At 73.4% G+C, this 17379-nt stretch carries 10 protein-coding genes; 5 read left to right on the plus strand and 5 right to left on the minus strand.

Features of this window, described 5'->3' with window-relative positions; all coding sequences use genetic code 11:
* Positions 1-19: 19 nt before the first annotated feature.
* Genes ACZ3IL_RS01185 through ACZ3IL_RS01200 form a run of 4 tightly spaced genes read right to left on the minus strand, consistent with a single transcriptional unit; the run spans position 20 to position 3688 of the window.
* A complete protein-coding gene (locus ACZ3IL_RS01185) occupies positions 20-667 on the minus strand; it encodes a response regulator (protein WP_467385486.1) in 648 nt (215 codons plus the stop codon).
* Positions 664-1962: a sensor histidine kinase gene (locus ACZ3IL_RS01190; protein ID WP_467385487.1), complete on the minus strand. Its 1299-nt coding sequence runs from the start codon at positions 1960-1962 to the stop codon at positions 664-666. Before ACZ3IL_RS01190 ends, ACZ3IL_RS01185 begins: the two co-directional genes overlap by 4 nt.
* 50 nt (positions 1963-2012) lie before the next feature.
* A complete protein-coding gene (locus ACZ3IL_RS01195; protein ID WP_467385488.1) occupies positions 2013-2780 on the minus strand; it encodes an ABC transporter permease in 768 nt (255 codons plus the stop codon).
* Positions 2777-3688, minus strand: coding sequence for an ABC transporter ATP-binding protein (locus tag ACZ3IL_RS01200; RefSeq protein WP_467385489.1), 912 nt, complete (start codon positions 3686-3688; stop codon positions 2777-2779). Before ACZ3IL_RS01200 ends, ACZ3IL_RS01195 begins: the two co-directional genes overlap by 4 nt.
* Before the next feature lie 143 nt (positions 3689-3831).
* On the opposite strand from ACZ3IL_RS01200, the gene ACZ3IL_RS01205 reads away from it, so the two are divergent.
* From ACZ3IL_RS01205 to ACZ3IL_RS01215, 3 genes are all read left to right on the plus strand, one after another.
* Positions 3832-5679, plus strand: coding sequence for an ABC transporter ATP-binding protein (locus ACZ3IL_RS01205; RefSeq protein WP_467385490.1), 1848 nt, complete (start codon positions 3832-3834; stop codon positions 5677-5679).
* On the plus strand, positions 5676-7514 hold the full coding sequence (locus ACZ3IL_RS01210; protein WP_467385491.1) for an ABC transporter ATP-binding protein: 1839 nt from the start codon (positions 5676-5678) through the stop codon (positions 7512-7514). Before ACZ3IL_RS01205 ends, ACZ3IL_RS01210 begins: the two co-directional genes overlap by 4 nt.
* A 678-nt stretch (positions 7515-8192) precedes the next feature.
* Complete coding sequence (locus tag ACZ3IL_RS01215) at positions 8193-10220, plus strand: M4 family metallopeptidase (protein WP_467385492.1); 2028 nt, start codon at positions 8193-8195, stop codon at positions 10218-10220.
* A gap of 123 nt (positions 10221-10343) precedes the next feature.
* Here the strand turns inward: ACZ3IL_RS01215 and glgP are convergent, their stop codons facing one another.
* Positions 10344-12893, minus strand: a complete 2550-nt coding sequence (gene glgP / locus ACZ3IL_RS01220) for an alpha-glucan family phosphorylase (RefSeq protein ID WP_467385493.1) — start codon at positions 12891-12893, stop codon at positions 10344-10346.
* Positions 12894-13595: 702 nt separating this feature from the next.
* Between glgP and ACZ3IL_RS01225 the strand changes: the two genes are divergently transcribed.
* Together ACZ3IL_RS01225 and treS are read left to right on the plus strand one after the other, a co-directional pair.
* Entirely contained in the window at positions 13596-15590 is a 1995-nt protein-coding gene (locus tag ACZ3IL_RS01225) for an alpha-1,4-glucan--maltose-1-phosphate maltosyltransferase (protein WP_467385494.1), read from the plus strand.
* A complete protein-coding gene (treS, locus tag ACZ3IL_RS01230) occupies positions 15587-17299 on the plus strand; it encodes a maltose alpha-D-glucosyltransferase (RefSeq protein ID WP_467385495.1) in 1713 nt (570 codons plus the stop codon). The genes ACZ3IL_RS01225 and treS overlap by 4 nt, the downstream gene beginning before the upstream one ends.
* Positions 17300-17379: the final 80 nt, after the last annotated feature.

The following is a 17379-nucleotide window of genomic DNA, read 5'->3' on the forward strand; positions in this document are numbered from 1 at the left end:
CGGGGGCGGGGGCCGGGGGTCAGGAGCGGCCCAGGATGCCCCGGTCGTAGCCGGCGGCGACGGCGGCCGCCCGGTCCTTGACGCCCAGCTTGGCGTAGATGTGGGTGAGGTGGGTCTTGACGGTGGCCTCGCTGATGAAGAGTTCGGCGGCGACGGCCCGGTTGCCGGTTCCCCTGGCGACGAGGGCGAGGACCTCGGCCTCGCGGGCGGAGAGGGTGGTGTCGGCGGGCGGCGGGGCGGGGGCGCGGACGGCGGTGACGAGCCGGGAGGCGACGGCCGGGGAGAGGACGGTGCGGCCCTCGGCGGCGGCCCGCACGGCCGCGAACAGTTCCTCGCGGGGGGCGTCCTTGAGCAGGTAGCCGGTGGCGCCGGCCTCGATGGCCGGGAGGGTGTCGGTGTCCGTGTCGTACGTGGTGAGGACGAGGACCCGGGAGCGGGCCCCGTGCCGGGTGAGCGCGGCGATGGCGTCGACGCCGTTGCCGCCCGGCATGCGCAGGTCCATGAGGACCACGTCGGGGTCGAGTTCCAGGGCGAGCTCGACGCCCCGCACGCCGTCGGGGGCCTCGCCGAGGACGCGGAAGCCCGAGTCCCCGGCGGCGAACATGCCGCGCAGGCCGTCCCGTACGACGGGGTGGTCGTCGACGATCAGCAGGGTGATGTCGGTCATGGTGTGGCCAACGGTATGCGGGCGGAGACCGCGGTGCCCTCACCGGGGGCGGTCTCGACGGTGACGGTGCCGGTGAGGCGTTCGGCGCGGGCCCGCATGCCGTCGAGGCCGAACCCGCCTTCTCCCGGGCCCCGTTCGGGGCGGGCGAGCGGGTCGAAGCCGCGGCCGTCGTCCCGTACGTCCAGGGTGATCTCGTCGCCCATGTAGGAGAGGGTGACGCCGGCGCGGGCGGCACCGGAGTGGCGGGCCGTGTTGGACAGGGCCTCCTGGGCGATCCGCAGGAGGGTGGCGGCGACCTCGTCGTGGAGCGGCGCCTCGGTGCCGGTGACGGTGAAGCGGGCGTCGACGCCGGTGCGCTCGGCCCACTCCTCGACGGTCCTGCGCAGGGCCCCGGGGAGGGTGTCGTGCTCCAGGGCGACGGGGCTCAGGTTCCGCACGGAACGGCGGGCCTCGCCGAGGCTGTGCCGGGCGAGGTCGGCGGCGCGCCGCACATGGGTCCCGGCGCTCTCCCGGTCGGGGGCGGCGGAGGCGGCCTGGAGCTGGGTGACGATCCCGGTGAGGCCCTGGGCGATGGTGTCGTGGATCTCGGCGGCGAGCCGGCGGCGTTCGTCGGCGATCCCGGCCTCCCGTGCCTGGAGGAGCAGCTGGGCCTGGAGGGCGGCGTTCTCGGCGAGGGCCTGTTCGAGGCGGCTGTTGGCGCGGCCGAGCTCCGCGATGGTGGCGGCGCGTTCGGCGGCCTTCTCGGCCTCCTTCGTACCGAGGTGGGAGAAGCCCACGGCCAGACAGGCGTTCAGGGCGAACAGCCCGCCGAAGGCGAGCCAGTTCATCGGGGAGACGGGCGGCAGGCCGCCGGACTGGGAGCCGGCCATGGTGACGGCGACGAGGAGGAGCCCGGTGTGCGCGAGGCGGCGGGGCAGCAGGTGGACGGCGTCGAAGTAGCCGACGCAGGCGTAGATCGCGAAGAACGGGTTGAGCCAGGTCAGCGCGAAGGCGAGGGCGGTACGCAGGGCGAAGTGGGCGGTGGAGGCGGGCCCCGGGGCCCCGGGGACGAGCACGGGCCCGGCGCCGGGGCGTTCGGGTCCCCACCCGGCGGTCGCGACCACCCGGGCGCAGCGGCGGTCCCACACCGCGTGGAGGAGGAGCGCCGCCGCCACCAGGGCCCCGGCCGCCGTCTTCTCCGTACGGTCCATCAGCGCGTCCGCCGACGCCGCGGCGATCACGGCGCCGACGCCGAGCAGGGCGTACGGTCCCCAGCGGAAGAACTGGCGCCAGCGCTCCTCGACGGTGGTCGGCATCGCCCCTCCCCCTCCCCTTCCCCTTCGCGGTCGTTCGCGGTCGCCGGCGGTCACTCCCAGCGGAACCAGCGCACCGAGGCGCCGGTCAGCACGGTCGTCCACAGGAGCATCGCCCCGAGCGCGGTCCAGCCGGGCCACCCGCCCGAGGCGGCCGCGTCGAGGGCCTCGGAGGCGGCGCCGAACGGGGTGAGCCCGACGATCCGCTGCAGGGTATCGGGCATGGCCTGGACCGGCACCCAGACCCCCGCGGTGAACATGGTGGGGAAGAAGACGACGGAGCCGACGGCGGTGGCGGCCTTCTGCGTGCGGGAGACCGCGCACACGGCCGCGCCGAGCGCGAGGCCGCCGGCGACGGCGAGCAGCAGGGCGGCCAGGTACCCGGCCGGGTTCTCCGGCAGGGCGACGCCGAAGGCGAGGCGGCCGACCGTGATCACGAGGAGCGAGGAGACGAGCGCGGCGGCGGCGTGCAGCGCGAGCTGGGCGGTGAGCAGGGAGCCGGGCCGTACGGGGGTGGTGGACATCCGGCGCAGGATGCCGCGCTCGCGGTAGCCGGCCAGGACCGGGGGCATGGCCTGGAGCCCGGCCATGATGAGCGCGAAGAGGACGGAGACGGGGACGTAGAGGTCGATGACGCGGCGTCCCCCGAGGTCGTCGGAGGCCTCCCTGAAGGAGGGGATCAGGCCGAGGATCACGAACAGGACGGTCGGCGAGAGCATCACCCAGAACAGGGAGCCGGGTTCGCGGGCGAAGAGGCGCGCCTCGGTCCTCAGGACGGTCGCGGTGGCGCCGGAGGGACGCGCGGTGAGGAGCGTGTTCATCGGTGGTCGGTTCCCGTCAGGTCGAGGTAGGCGTCGTCGAGGGTGGCGTCGGTGACCCGGAGCTGGTGGGCGGTGACGCCGTGCCGGGCGAGGAGGGAGACGAAGGCGGTGACGGTCTCGTCGGTGCCGCCGACGGCCGTCCGCCCGCCGGCGGTCGTGACGGAGACGGCCCCGGGGAGCGCCCGCAGCTCGGCCGGGTCGATCCGGTCGTCGGCGGCGAAGGAGATCTCCTTGGCGGTGCCGGAGCGTCCGACGAGTCCGCCGGGGGTGTCGAGGGCGGTGATCCGGCCCCGGTCGAGGACGGCGATCCGGTCGCAGAGGCGCTGGGCCTCCTCCATGAAGTGGGTGACGAGCAGGACGGTCACCCCGGTGTCCCCGAGCGACTCCACGAGCGCCCAGACCTCGCGGCGGGCGCGGGGGTCCAGGCCGGTGGTGAGTTCGTCCAGGACGACGACCCGGGGGCGGCCGATCAGCGCGAGGGCGATGAACAGCCGCTGCTTCTGTCCTCCGGACAGCTTTCCGAAGCGGGTCTTGAGGTGCGGCAGGAGCCCGAGCCGTTCGGCCAGTTCCCCCGGGTCGGCGGGCCGCTCGTGGAAGGAGGCGTACAGGGCGAGCGCCTCGCGGACGGTCAGCTTGGGCTGGAGCTCGCTCTCCTGGAGCTGGACGCCGAGGACCCGGGTGACCTCGGCGCGCCGCACGGCCGGGTCGTACCCGCAGACGCGCACCAGGCCCTCGTCGGGGGTCCGCAGTCCCTCGACGCACTCCACGGTGGTGGTCTTGCCGGCGCCGTTGGGTCCGAGGATTCCGAAGACCTCCCCCTCGCCGACCTCGAAGGAGATCCCGTCGACGACCTTCCGGCCGCCGTAGGACTTGCGCAGTCCCCGCACTTCGATCGCTGCTGTCGTCATGTCCCCAGGTTCCCGGTCCGGGCCGTCCGCCGGTATCGGCCGATCCGCTCGTGCCCGCGGTCAACCGATCGGTTGACCGCGGGTACGACCCCGGGGGAAAACCGGGTGAGACGTGTCAGTGGCGAACCGTAAGGTCGGGCCTGATGCCCGAGAAACCCTTTCCCCCAGCGAAGTCCCCCGACCGCTCGGCGGTGCGCGTCCTGCTCCGCCTGTGGCCGTACGTACGGCCCGTGCGGAAGCGGTGGATCACGGCCGCCCTCGTCGCGGTGGTCGCCTCCTGCCTGTCGCTCGTCATCCCGCTCGTCCTGAAGTGGATGGTGGACGGGCCGGTCGCGGACCGGGACCCCGGGGGCGTGTGGCTCGGCGCGCTGTACCTGCTGTTGCTCGGGATCGCGGAGGCGGGGCTGTTCGGCTTCCGCCGCTGGCTGGTCGCGCGGCCGCTCGCCGGGGTGGAGGCGCGGATGCGGTCGGAGCTGTACGCCAGGCTCCAGCGGCTGCCGATCGCCTTCCACGACCGGTGGGCGTCGGGCCAGCTCCTCTCGCGCGGGACGACCGACCTGATGCTGGTGCGGATGTTCCTCGCCTTCCCGCTGACCTTCCTCCTGGTCAACGGCGTGACGATCCTCGCGGGTTACGTGCTGCTGCTCGCCCAGGACTGGACGCTCGGCCTGGTGCTCCTGACGCCGGTGCTGCCGCTGGTGGTCCTCTGCTCGCTCTTCGAGAGCCGGTACGGGGTCGTGGCGCGCACGGCGCAGGACCAGGTGGGCGACCTGACGACGGTCGTGGAGGAGAGCGTCCTCGGCATCCGGATCATCAAGGGTTTCGGCCGGCACCGCAGCCAGGCGCGGGCGTTCCGGGAGCTCTCCGAGCGCCTGCGGGGCACCGAGCTGGCCAAGGCCCGGCTGCTCGCCACGATCTGGGCGGTCATCACCGTCGTGCCGGAGCTGGCCATCGGGGCGGCGCTCGTCCTCGGCACGGTGCGGGTCGCGGACGGGGACCTGTCGGCGGGCACGCTGGTGGCGTTCCTGACGACGGCCCTCGCGCTGCGCTGGCCGGTGGAGTCGATCGGCTTCCTCCTCGCGATGAGCCAGGAGGCGGTGACCGCGACCGAGCGGTACTTCGAGGTGATGGACGCCGAGGAGGAGTCGGACACGGCCCCGGCGGGCGCCGTGCCGGCCGGGGGCCGGGACGGGGGCCCGGGCGGGGGCTCGGGCGGGGGCTCGGGCGGGGGCTCGGGCGGGGGCTCGGGCGGGGTGCGCTTCGAGAACGTGTCGTTCCGCCACCCGGACGCCCCGCAGGACGCGCCCCCCGTCCTGGACGGCGTCGACCTGCACATCCGGCCCGGCGAGACGCTGGCCCTGGTCGGCGGGACGGGCTCGGGCAAGACCACCCTCACCGCGCTCGTGCCCCGCCTGCACGAGGTGACCGGCGGCCGTATCCTCCTCGACGGCGAGGACATCGCGCTGATGGAACGGGAACGGCTGCGGTCCCTGGTGTCGGTGGCCTTCGAGGAGCCCACCCTGTTCTCCGCCGGCGTCGGCGAGAACGTCCTGATGGGCGCCGGGGAGGGGGCCGGGGAGCCGGAGCTGCGGCGCGCCCTCGCGGTGGCGCAGGCGGACGGGTTCGTGGACCGGCTGCCCGAGGGCGCGGCGACCCGGGTCGGCGAACAGGGCCTGAGCCTGTCGGGGGGCCAGCGGCAGCGGCTCGCCCTGGCGCGCGCGGTGGTCGGCAGGCCCCGCTTCCTGATCCTGGACGACCCCCTCTCCGCCCTCGACGTGCACACGGAGGCGCGGGTGGAGGCGGCCCTGCGGGAGGTGCTGCGGGAGACGACGGCCCTGGTGGTGGCGCACCGCCCGTCGACGGTGATGCTGGCCGACCGGGTCGCGCTGCTGTCCGGCGGCCGGATCGCGGCCGTGGGCACCCATCAGGAACTGCTGCGCGACAGCGAGGAGTACGCCTGGCTGATGTCGGGCGGGAAGGAACGGCGATGACGGACACCACGCTCACCCAGACGCCCGCCGCGCCGCCGGAGGAAACGGACCGCTTCGACCGCGACGACCTCCCGGCGCCCGAGGGGGCGACGGGCTCCCTGCTCCGCTCGCTCCTGTCCGCGCACCGGGCCCGGGTCGTGGCCGCCTCGCTCGTCCTCCTGGTCAAGGAGGCGGCGGTGCAGGCGGGCCCGCTGCTCGTCGCGTACGCCATCGACCGCGGCGTCCCGGCCTTCCGGGCCGGCGACCACGGTCCCGTGATCGCCGTGGCGGTCGGCTACCTCCTCTGCGCGGGCCTCGCGAGCCTCCTGCAGTACGCCTTCGTCCGGGGGGCGGCCCGGATCAACCAGGACGTCCTGCTCGACCTGCGCGGCCGGATCTTCCGCCACGCGCAGCTGCTGAGCGTCGACTTCCACGAGCGGTACACCTCGGGCCGGCTGATCTCCCGTTCCACCACGGACGTCGAGTCGCTGCGGGAGCTGCTCTCGGAGGGCCTCCAGGAACTGATCGGCGTGGTCCTCTCCTTCGTCTCGATCACCCTGGTCCTGCTCTGGCTGGACCTGGGCATCGGCGCGGTGGCGACGCTCTCCTTCGTCCCCCTGTACCTGCTCGTACGGCTCTACCGCCGGCGCGCGGGCCGGGCGTACGGCGAGCGGTCCACGGCCATGGCGGGCGTGATCGTGAAGTTCGCGGAGACCATGAACGGCATCCGCCCGGTCAGGGCGTTCCGCCGCGAGAGGGCCAACGACGCCGAGTTCGCCGTGCTCAACCACCGTCACGAGCGGAGCAACGGCGACGCGCTCCTGGAGATGGCGCGCTACGTCGTCGGCTCGCGCCTGGTGGCGAACACGGCGGTGGCCGGAATGTGTCTCTGGGGCGCGTACCGGGTCGCGGAGGGATCGCTCGCGCTGGGCGTCCTGGCGGCGGCCGTGCTCTACGTGCGGCGCCTGTACGACCCGATCGACCGGCTGGCCATGTTCCTCAACTCGTACGAGTCGGCGGTGGCCTCCCTCACCAAGATCGCCGGCCTCCTCGCCCAGGAGCCGGGCATCCCGGAGACGACCGCCCCGCGCGGTCTCCCGCCCCGCCCCGGCGCTCCCGGCCGGGAGGTGGTCTTCGACGGGGTGCGGTTCGCGTACCGCACCGGGGGCGAGGTCCTCCCCCGCTTCGACCTGACGATCCCGGCGGGCCAGACGGTGGCGGTGGTGGGGGCGACGGGCGCGGGCAAGTCGACCCTCGCGAAGCTGCTGGCCCGCTTCTACGACCCGACGGACGGCCGCGTCCTGCTGGACGGGGTCGACCTCCGCGACCTGGCCGCCCCGGACCTCCGGCGCGGGATCGTCATGGTGACGCAGGAGGCGTTCCTGTTCTCGGGCACGGTGGCGGAGAACATCGCGATCGGCCGTCCGGACGCGACGCGCGGGGAGATCGAGGCGGCGGCGAAGGCGATCGGGGCGCACGACTTCATCACCGCCCTTCCCGACGGCTACGACACGGACGTGCGCAAGCGCGGTGGCCGGATCTCGGCGGGCCAGCGCCAGCTGGTCGCCTTCGCGCGGGCCCTGCTCGCGGACCCGGCGGTCCTGATCCTGGACGAGGCGACGAGTTCGCTGGACGTGCCGGGCGAGCGGGCGGTGCAGCGGGCGATGGACACGGTCCTCGCGGGCCGCACGGCCGTGGTCATCGCCCACCGCCTGTCCACGGTCGAGGTGGCGGACCGGGTCCTGGTGATGGAGTCGGGCCGGATCGTCGAGGACGGCTCCCCGTCCGAGCTGGTCACGGGCGACGGCCACTACGCGGGGCTGCACCGGGCCTGGCGGGACAGCCTGGTGGGCTGAGGCCCGGGACCGGCCGCCGGAACGGCCCCGGGGGCGCGGCTTCCGGGGCCGGACGGTGCGGTCGGGGACGGGTGCCGGTGCGCGCCCCCACCCGCGCGCGGGCGGCGTCGCGGCGGGCGGCGGCCTTCCCGGGCGCGCCCCGCAGGCCGAAGGCCCTCGTCGCGCCCCGGACGGCTCCGGAGGCCCCGATCACGGGCGGTACCGCGCCGGCGTTCACCGGGGTCCCTTCCCGCCGCGCCGTCGCGGCACGACCGCCGGTGGTCGCGTCAGGGGGCGTTTCGCCGCGCGGGCGAGAAGCGGAGCCGTGCGGAAGGCGGGGTTCGCCCCGCGTTTTTCGGCCATCTCCTCGGTACCGGCGGCCCGTGCCCTGCGGGTGGGGCGGAAGGCCGGAGTCCGCGCGACGGCCGGCCGGTGGATTCCCTTGCGAAGAACGGGGGATGACGGAATGCCCATGATCGGTGAAACGTCCGCTTAACGAACGCGCGCGTACGGGCAGCGGACGATTTCCGGCCAACTTGCCGCCACAGTCCTGACAGGTCCCCGTCATTCCTGCGACTCTCTCCCCGGCCCTTCGCACCAGCGTTCGCAGCTTCATCCGAACGTGCTTCACCGCTCTCCTTGCTCCGCCCGGCGGACTCACCCAAGCCCGCCGGTACCCCCCTCGCATAAGGAGTCTGCGTGAGATCCACGCCCAGCCGTCGCGCCACCGCGACCGGTGCTTTGATCGCTGCCGCCGCCATGATCGCCGTGAGCGTCCAGACGGGCGCCGCCACCGCGGCGGACTCCCCGTTCGGGACCGCCCCCCAGGCCCAGCGGGGCACGTCGGCGAACCCCGGCAAGCTCCCCGCCGACCTCACCCCCGCCGAGCGCACCGCGCTCATCAAGGCGGCGGACGCCGACAAGGCCGCCACGGCCAAGTCCCTCGGCCTCGGCGCCGAGGAGAAGCTGGTCGTCCGTGACGTCGTCAAGGACCGCGACGGCACGACCCACACGCGCTACGAGCGCACCTACGCGGGGCTGCCCGTCCTCGGCGGCGACCTGATCGTCGAGGAGACCGGGGCCGGCGTCACCCGGGGCGTCACCAAGTCCTCCCGCGCGGAGCTCAAGAACGTCGACACCACCGCCACGGTGGCCCCGGCCGTCGCCGAGAAGCAGGCCCTCGGCCTCGCCCGGGCGGAGGGCTCCGCCAAGGCCGAGGCCGACCGCGCCCCGCGCAAGGTCGTCTGGGCCGCCCAGGGCACCCCCGTCCTCGCGTACGAGACCGTCGTCGGCGGCCTCCAGCACGACGGCACCCCGAACGAGCTGCACGTCGTCACCGACGCCAAGACGGGCGCGAAGCTCTTCGAGTGGCAGGGCGTCGAGAACGGCACCGGCAACACGCAGTACAGCGGCCAGGTGACCCTCGGCACCGCGCCCTCGTACACGCTGACCGACACCGGGCGCGGCAACCACAAGACGTACAACCTCAACGGCGGCTCGTCCGGCACGGGGACGCTGTTCACCAACTCCACCGACGTGTGGGGCAACGGCCTCCCCTCCAACAAGGAGACGGCCGGCGCCGACGCGCACTACGGCGCCGCGCTCACCTGGGACTACTACAAGAACGTGCACGGCCGCTCCGGCATCCGCGGCGACGGCGTCGGCGCGTACTCCCGGGTCCACTACGGCAACGCCTACGTCAACGCGTTCTGGCAGGACTCCTGCTTCTGCATGACGTACGGCGACGGCCAGGGCAACGCCAAGCCGCTGACCTCGATCGACGTGGCCGCCCACGAGATGACCCACGGCGTCACCGCCGCCACCGCCAACCTGACCTACAGCGGCGAGTCCGGCGGCCTCAACGAGGCCACCTCCGACATCTTCGCCGCGGCCGTCGAGTTCTACGCCAACAACGCCAACGACAAGGGCGACTACCTCGTCGGCGAGAAGATCGACATCAACGGCGACGGCACCCCGCTGCGCTACATGGACAAGCCGAGCAAGGACGGCTCGTCCAAGGACGCCTGGTACTCGGGCATCGGCAACGTCGACGTCCACTACTCCTCGGGCCCGGCGAACCACTGGTTCTACCTGCTCTCCGAGGGCAGCGGCACCAAGACCATCAACGGCGTCACCTACAACTCGCCGACCTCGGACGGCCTGCCCGTCACCGGCATCGGCCGGGACAAGGCCGCGCTGATCTGGTTCAAGGCGCTCACCACCAAGTTCGGCTCCTCGACCAACTACGCCGGGGCCCGCACCGGCACGGTCGACGTGGCCAAGGCCCTCTACGGCGCCACCAGCCCCGAGGTCACGGCCGTCGAGAACGCCTGGGCCGCGATCAACGTCGGCGCCCGTCCCGGCGGCGGCACCCCCGGCGGCAAGGTCTTCGAGAACACCGCCGACGTCTCCATCCCGGACAACGGCGCCGCGGTGACCTCCTCCGTGACCGTCACCGGCGTCACCGGCAACGCCCCGAGCAACCTCGCCGTCGGCGTGGACATCGTCCACACCTACCGCGGTGACCTCGTCGTCGACCTCATCGCCCCCGACGGGTCGGTCTACAGCCTGAGCAACCGCTCCGGCGGCAGCGCCGACAACATCGTCCAGACCTACACCGTCAACGCCTCCACCGAGGTCGCCAACGGCGTCTGGAAGCTCCGCGTCCAGGACAAGGCGTCCGCCGACACCGGCTACATCAACGGCTTCAAGCTGACCTTCCCGTAGTCCGGGAGGAGAACGCGGAAGCACCCCGTCACGACGGACGCCCCGGGGAACATCCCCGGGGCGTCCCCGCGTCTCCGGGCCCGGGGCGCGCGGCCGGGGCGCCCCGGACCACCCGGCGGGCCGCTACCGCAGCAGCAGCCCCGCGCCCGCGCCCGTCGTCTCCTCCGGCAGGGCGACCAGGCCGAGTTCGGCCGGGTGGGCCAGGAGGGGGTGGGAGGGCAGGACACGGACCGTGCAGCCGAAGGAGCCGGTCCGGTCGAGCTCCAGGGCGCCCTCGTACGGGAGGCGGCCCTCCAGGTCCGGGCCGCCCGCCGGCTTGAGGGTGACGGTGCGGGTGGCGGTGAGGGTGTCGTCGGCGTCGACCCGGCCGGTGACGGCCTGGACCTCGACGTCCTCGGGGCCGAGCGCGCCGAGCGCCACCCGGACCCGGACGACCGGGGTCGCCCCCAGCTCCGCGTCGGCCACGTCGTCCGTGAGCCCGTCGCCGACCTCGACGCGGTCGACGGCCACCCGGGGCCAGGCCTCCCCGACCCGGGCCTTCCAGGCGGCGAGGTCCCGGGCGCGGGCCGGTGTGAGCGCCCGGCGGGCGGCCGCGGCGGGGGCGTACAGCCGCTCGACGTACTCGCGGACCATCCGGTCGGCGAGGACCCGGGGGCCGAGGTCGGCGAGGGTGCGCCGGACCATCGCGACCCAGCCGGCCGGCACCCCGTCGGGGCCCCGGTCGTAGAAGCGGGGGGCGACCCGGCGCTCGATCAGCTCGTAGAGGGCGGCGGCCTCCAGGTCGTCGCGGCGCTCCTCGTCGGCGGCGACCGCGCCGTCGGCGGTGGGGATGGCCCAGCCGAAGTCGGGCTCGAACCACTCGTCCCACCAGCCGTCGAGGACGGAGAGGTTGAGGCAGCCGTTGAGGGCGGCCTTCATGCCGCTGGTGCCGCAGGCCTCCAGGGGGCGGAGGGGGTTGTTGAGCCAGACGTCGCAGCCGGGGTAGAGGCGGCGGGCCATCTCCATGCCGTAGTCGGGCAGGAAGACGATCCGGTGCCGGACCCGGGGGTCGTCCGCGAACCGGACCAGCTCCTGCACGAGCCGTTTCCCGGCGTCGTCGGCGGGGTGGGCCTTGCCGGCGACGACGAGCTGCACGGGCCGTTCGGGGTGGAGCAGCAGCGACCGCAGCCGGTCCTTGTCCCGCAGCATCAGGGTGAGCCGCTTGTACGAGGGGACGCGGCGGGCGAAGCCGATGGTGAGGACGTCGGGGTCGAGGACGGAGTCGGTCCAGCCGAGTTCGGCGGCGGCCGCGCCGCGCTGCCGCCAGGAGGCCCGCAGCCGTTCCCGCACGTCGGCGACGAGCCGTTCGCGCAGGGTGCGGCGCAGTTCCCACAGCTCCCGGTCGCCCGCGTCGGGGCCGAGCGGCCCGACCTCGGGGGCGACCCAGGTGGGGGCGTGGACGCCGTTGGTGACGGAGGTGATCGGCACCTCGTCGGCGTCGAAGCCCGGCCAGAGCCCGGCGAACATGGCGCGGCTGACGGCGCCGTGGAGGGTGGAGACGCCGTTGGCGCGCTGGGCGAGGCGCAGGCCCATGGCGGCCATGTTGAAGACGCCGGGATCGCCGCCGAGCGGGGTCTCGTCGCCGAGGGCGAGGACGCGGCCGGTGTCGACGCCGGCGAGGGCGCCGTCCTGGCCGAGGTGGCGGGCGACCAGGGCGCGGTCGAAGCGGTCGATGCCGGCCGGTACGGGGGTGTGGGTGGTGAAGACGGTCCCGGCCCGGACGGTCTCCAGGGCGCTGTCGAAGTCGAGCCCCTCGGCCTGGAGTTCACGGATGCGTTCGAGCCCGAGGAACCCGGCGTGGCCCTCGTTGGTGTGGAAGACCTCGGGGGCGGGATGGCCGGTGAGCCGGGTGTACGCGCGGACGGCGCGGACGCCGCCGATGCCGAGCAGCATCTCCTGGAGGAGCCGGTGCTCGCTGCCGCCGCCGTACAGGCGGTCGGTGACGCCGCGTTCGCCGGGCGCGTTCTCCTCGACGTCGGAGTCGAGCATGAGCAGCGGGACGCGGCCGACCTGCGCGATCCAGACGTGGGCGTGCAGACTGCGCCCGCCGGGCAGGGCGAGGGTGACGCGGGCGGGGGCGCCGTCGGCCTCGCGGAGCGGGACCACCGGCAGCTCGCCGGGGTCGAGGACGGGGTACTGCTCCTGCTGCCAGCCGTCCCGGCCGAGGGACTGGCGGAAGTAGCCGTGCCGGTAGAGCAGGCCGACCCCGATCAGGGGGACGCCGAGGTCGCTGGCGGACTTGAGGTGGTCGCCGGCGAGGATGCCGAGGCCGCCGGAGTACTGGGGCAGGGCGGCGGCGACGCCGAACTCGGGTGAGAAGTAGGCGACGGCGGCCGGCAGGTCGTCGGACCGGTGCTGGTACCAGCGGGGCGCGCGGAGGTAGCCGTCGAGGTCCTCGGCGGCGGCGCGCAGGCGGGCCAGGAAGTCCTCGTCGGCGGCGAGGGCGGTGAGCCGGGAGGCGTCGAGGGTGCCGAGGACCCGGACGGGGTCGGTGCCGGCCGGGGCGCCGAGGGAGTCGAAGAGCGCCCGGGTGGGCTCGTGCCAGGACCAGCGCAGGTTGCGCGCCAGGTCGGCGAGGGGTCGAAGGGTGTCGGGGAGGACGGGACGCACGGTGAATCGACGGATTGCCTTCACGTGTTCCACCTTCGCAGGCGAGTACGGAGCGGAGCGGACGCACCACGCTGTGCGTCCGGCGTGCCGCTCCGACGTTAGGGCACGCCGCCCCGCCGGAACGCGGTGCGCGGGCGGCCCCGGCGTGGCGGGGCGTGCGCCCCGGACACGGACGGAGGGGGGCGCACACCCTCATGCGGGGCCCGCTCCCACCCGCCCCGTCCGCCCCTCCCGTCCCCCGGCCCTCCCGTCCCTCACCCGTCCGGTCCCGCCGGCCCCCGGGGGCGCGGGGCGGGACCGGACCCTTCGCCCCCTCACCCGTCCGGCCCAGGACGGGCGGAGGCCGGACGGGAACCGGGAGGGAACAGATCCGGCCGTCTTCGAAGGCGCTTTCACGCGGCCCGGACCGCTCCGACGTGCCCCGTCGGCCCCTTCACCGCGAGGTCGGGCCCCTTTTCCTGTCCGACTCCCGGCCTTGCCCGTTCTGCTATGACCCAGTAGTCGACAAAGCGCCGGATTGCCCGAGGGTGCACCATGGGAAGGCTCCTCCGGCAACGCCAGGCACCCGTCCGCTCCTGACCCCCTTTCACCCCCGTGGATCGGCCGTCCGGGTGAACGCGGACGGGAGCGGCCACGCCCGCGACCCACCGGCCGTCGGCGGAGCTAGAAAGAGCGCACCACCACCCGCACCCCCGTAAACCGTCAGGTGATGCTGTGAATCCGCTCATGGGACGCATTCCCGTACTGGACGTCCGCCCACTGGTCGACTGCGGCCGGCGCCCCGCGAAGGCGGTGGCCGGCGAGACCTTCGAGGTGACGGCGACCGTCTTCCGCGAGGGTCACGACGCGGTCGCCGCCAACGTCGTGCTGCGCGGTCCGTCGGGCCGTCCCGGCCCCTGGACCCCGATGCGCGAACTGGCCCCGGGGACCGACCGGTGGGGTGCCGAGGTCACCCCGGACGCCGAGGGTTCGTGGACGTACGCCGTCGAGGCCTGGAGCGACCCGATCGCCACCTGGCGCCACACGGCGAAGATCAAGATCCCGGCGGGCATCGACTCCGAACTGGTCCTCGCCGAGGGGGCCGGGCTGCACGAGCGGGCCGCGAAGGGCGTGCCGAAGAAGGGCGGCGGCCGGGAGACCGTGCTCGCCGCGGCGGACACGCTGCGCGACCCGTCCCGGCCCGCCGCCGTCCGGCTCGCGGCGGCGCTCGCGCCCCGGGTGGTGGAGATCCTGGACCGCCATCCGCTGCGCGAACTGCTCACCTCCTCGCCGAAGTTCCCCCTCCAGGTGGAGCGGGAGCGGGCCCTGTACGGCGCGTGGTACGAGTTCTTCCCCCGCTCGGAGGGGGCGCGCACGGTCGACGGGCGGACGGTTCCGGGGAACTTCCGCACGGCCGCCGAGCGGCTGCCCGCGGTGGCGGCGATGGGCTTCGACGTGGTGTACCTCCCGCCGGTGCACCCGATCGGCGAGACCCACCGCAAGGGCCCCAACAACTCCCTGTCGGCGTCGCCGAACGACGTGGGCGTGCCGTGGGCGATCGGTTCGCCGGAGGGCGGGCACGACGCGCTCCACCCGGACCTGGGCACCCTCGAAGACTTCGACGCCTTCGTGGCGCGGGCCCGGGACCTGCGTCTGGAGATCGCGCTGGACTTCGCGCTCCAGTGCTCGCCGGACCACCCGTGGGTGGAGAAGCACCCGGAGTGGTTCCACCACCGTCCGGACGGTTCGATCGCGTACGCGGAGAACCCGCCGAAGAAGTACCAGGACATCTACCCGATCGCGTTCGACGGAGCCCCCGGCACCATGGACGCGATCGTCGCGGAGACCGTGCGGGTGCTGCGGCACTGGATGGACCACGGCATCCGGATCTTCCGCGTCGACAACCCGCACACCAAGCCGGTGGTCTTCTGGGAGCGGGTGATCGGGGAGGTCAACCGGGCCGACCCGGACGTGATCTTCCTGGCGGAGGCGTTCACCCGGCCCGCGATGATGCGGACCCTGGGCGCGATCGGTTTCCAGCAGTCGTACACGTACTTCACCTGGCGCAACACCAAGGAGGAGCTGACGGAGTACCTGACCGAGCTGTCCCGGGAGACGGCCGCGCAGATGCGGCCGAACCTCTGGGTCAACACCCCGGACATCCTGCACGCCTACCTCCAGGAGGGCGGCCGGCCCGCGTTCGAGGTGCGGGCGGTGCTCGCGGCGACGCTTTCCCCGTCCTGGGGCATGTACGCCGGGTACGAGCTGTGCGAGAACACCCCGCTGCGGGAGGGCAGCGAGGAGTACCTCGATTCCGAGAAGTACGAGCTGCGGCCGCGCGACTGGGAGGCGGCGGAGCGGTCGGGGGCCACGATCACTCCCCTGATCACCGCCCTGAACCGGATCAGGCGCCGGAACCCGGCGCTCCACCGGCTGCGGAACCTGGTCTTCCACCACGCCGACAATCCGCAGGTGATCGCGTACAGCAAGCGCGCGGGTTCGAACACCGTTCTGGTGGTCGTCAACCTCGACCCGCACCACACCCAGGAGGCGACGGTCTCGTTGAACATGCCGGAACTCGGCCTCGACCGGCACGAGACCGTGCCGGTGCGCGACGAGCTCACCGGCGAGACCTATCACTGGGGCAGGGCCAACTACGTGCGCCTGGAACCGGGCGTCACGCCCGCGCACGTGCTGGTCCTGCGACCGTCCCCGCAGACCGGAGGGTCACCCACCTCATGACTGTCAACGAGCCCGTCCCCGACACGTTCGAGGACACCCCCGCCAAGGACCGCGACCCCGACTGGTTCAAGCGGGCGGTCTTCTACGAGGTCCTCGTCCGCTCCTTCCAGGACAGCAACGGCGACGGCGTCGGCGACCTGAAGGGCATCACCTCCCGGCTGGACTACCTCCAGTGGCTGGGCGTGGACTGCCTCTGGCTGCCGCCGTTCTTCAAGTCCCCGCTCCGGGACGGCGGCTACGACGTGGCCGACTACACGTCGGTGCTCCCCGAGTTCGGCGACCTGGCCGACTTCGTGGAGTTCGTGGACGCGGCCCACCAGCGCGGCATGCGCGTGATCATCGACTTCGTCATGAACCACACCAGCGACCAGCACATGTGGTTCCAGGAGTCTCGGCGCGATCCGGACGGGCCGTACGGCGACTACTACGTCTGGGCCGACGACGACAAGCAGTACGCGGACGCCCGGATCATCTTCGTCGACACGGAGACCTCCAACTGGACCTTCGACCCGGTCCGCAAGCAGTACTACTGGCACCGGTTCTTCTCGCACCAGCCGGACCTCAACTACGAGAACCCGGCGGTGCAGGAGGAGATCCTGTCCGCGCTGAAGTTCTGGCTGGACCTGGGGATCGACGGCTTCCGGCTCGACGCGGTGCCGTACCTGTACCAGCAGGAGGGCACCAACTGCGAGAACCTCCCGGCCACCCACGCCTTCCTGAAGCGGGTCCGCAAGGAGATCGACGACCACTACCCGGACACGGTGCTGCTCGCGGAGGCGAACCAGTGGCCCGAGGACGTCGTGGACTACTTCGGCGACTTCCGGTCGGGCGGCGACGAGTGCCACATGGCCTTCCACTTCCCGGTCATGCCGCGGATCTTCATGGCCGTGCGGCGCGAGTCCCGCTACCCGGTCTCGGAGATCCTGGCGAAGACCCCGGCGATCCCGTCGGGCTGCCAGTGGGGCATCTTCCTGCGCAACCACGACGAGCTGACCCTCGAGATGGTCACGGACGAAGAGCGCGACTACATGTACGCCGAGTACGCCAAGGACCCGCGGATGCGGGCCAACATCGGCATCCGGCGCCGGCTCGCCCCGCTCCTGGACAACGACCGCAACCAGATGGAGCTGTTCACCGCGCTGCTGTTCTCGCTGCCCGGCTCGCCGGTGCTGTACTACGGCGACGAGATCGGCATGGGCGACAACATCTGGCTGGGCGACCGGGACGGGGTGCGCACCCCGATGCAGTGGACCCCCGACCGGAACGCCGGGTTCTCCTCCTGCGACCCGGGGAGGCTGTACCTTCCGGCCATCATGGACCCGGTCCACGGCTACCAGGTGACCAACGTGGAGGCGGGGATGGCCTCGCCGTCCTCGCTGCTGCACTGGACGAAGCGGATGATCGAGATCCGCAAGCAGAACCGGGCCTTCGGGACGGGGACGTACACCGAACTCCCGGCGTCGAACCCGGCCGTGCTCGCGTTCCTGCGCGAGACCGCCCCCGAGGAGGGGATGGACGCCGACCTGGTCCTCTGCGTGAACAACTTCTCGCGGTTCGCCCAGCCGACCGAACTGGACCTGCGCCGCTTCGCCGGCTCCCACCCGGTGGAGCTGATCGGCGGGGTGGAGTTCCCGGCCATCGGGCAGCTCCCGTACCTCCTGACCCTCGCGGGACACGGGTTCTACTGGTTCCGCCTCAGGAAGGCCTGACACCGCACCGGTTCGGCCACGTCCCCGGCGGGGCGGTTTCGCCCGCCCCGCCGGGGGCACTGTGAACCCACACGATTCAG

The organism is Streptomyces sp. NPDC014907 (assembly GCF_055562975.1).